Source organism: Actinosynnema sp. NPDC023658, assembly GCF_040639995.1.
GTDB lineage: Bacteria > Actinomycetota > Actinomycetes > Mycobacteriales > Pseudonocardiaceae > Actinosynnema.
Genome location: NZ_JBFAAX010001340.1, coordinates 1 through 1,284 on the forward strand (window position 1 = coordinate 1; position 1,284 = coordinate 1,284).

Sequence of the window (1,284 nt, forward strand, 5' to 3'; positions counted from 1 at the left end):
GGGTTCCGCGCCGTCGACGGCGGGTGCGGCGGGATCGGCGCGGAACCCGAAGAACCGGAACCCGGAGAACCGGGGGATCAGTGGCAGCAGTCGTCGTGCGTCGCCGCCTGCGCCGCTCCTGCCTGCGCCGTCGGACGCACGGCGATCAGGTGACCCTCGGCCTCGTTGATCTTCTCCAGCCAGCCCTCGTCCGGCGCCGCGCCGCTGTGGGCGTACGCGTCGTGCCAGTTCCACCACTCGTACGGCGGGGTCTGGGGGTAGCCCTCCGGCGAGTCCTCCCACAGCTCCTGCCGCCCGAGCGCGGTCATGTCGAGGTAGCTGAACGTGCTGCCCAACGCCTCGTCACCGCGGCCGTTGATGAAGTACGTCCGGTACACCCGGTCGCCGTCGCGGATGAACGCGTTGGTGCCGTGCCACTCGTCCACGCCGAAGTCGGCGTCGAAGTCGTCGAGCATGGTGACCCAGGGCATCCGCCAGCCCATCCGCGCCTTCAGGCGCTCGATGTCCTCCTGCGGCGCGCGCGAGGCGAACACGAGCGTCGTGTCGCGGGCGTTGAGGTGCGCGACGTGGCCCACCTGGTCCGCCGTCACGAAGGAGCAGCCGCGGCAGGCGTGCTCCGGCCAACCGAACACGCCGGGCTCGTAGAACGCGCGGTAGACGACCAGCTGGCGACGACCCTCGAACAGGTCGAGCAGGCTCACCCGGCCGCGCGGCCCCTCGAACGCGTAGTCCTTCTCCACGGGCAGCCACGGCATCCGGCGGCGTTGCGCGGCGAGGGCGTCCTTGGCGCGCGTCAGCTCCTTCTCCTTCACCAGCAACTGCTGACGTGCTTCCTCCCATTCCACCGGGGAAACGATCGGGGGGATCTTCATCGTGCTGTCCACCTTCCAGTTGAAGTCAGCGCGCGCGAAGTCCACGACGTGGACGGAACTTCGGAATTCCGCGCCGGGGTGCGACCACCCCGGGGCGTCCGCGGCGGACGGATCCGCGATCAGCGCCGTTGCCCTCGGGGCTCGTCCGGCGGGGCCGCGGCGGACGTGCCGCGGTCGAAGTGGTCTTTCAGGGCGTTGAGCGGGCTGTCCCAGTCGCGGGCCAGTGCGGCGAGGAAGTGCTGTGCGACCTGCATCGGGGCGGAGCGGAGCCGGTAGCGGACGCGGCGGCGTTCACCGGGTTCGGCGGTGACGAGACCCGCGTCCGCGAGCAGGGCGAGGTGCTTGGCGATGGCCTGCCGGGTGATGGGCAGGCGGTCGGCCAGGTCCGTGGCCGTGGCCGGACCCCGGGCGG

The 1,284-nt window shown here is 71.6% G+C and carries 2 protein-coding genes; both read right to left on the minus strand.

The window, feature by feature from the left end:
* Positions 1 to 77: 77 nt before the first annotated feature.
* A complete protein-coding gene (locus AB0G02_RS40800) occupies positions 78 to 872 on the minus strand; it encodes a DUF899 domain-containing protein (RefSeq protein WP_360806087.1) in 795 nt (264 codons plus the stop codon).
* Positions 873 to 991: 119 nt separating this feature from the next.
* Positions 992 to 1,284, minus strand: a 293-nt coding sequence (locus tag AB0G02_RS40805) for a helix-turn-helix domain-containing protein (protein ID WP_360806084.1), incomplete at its 5' end; no start/stop codon positions are given.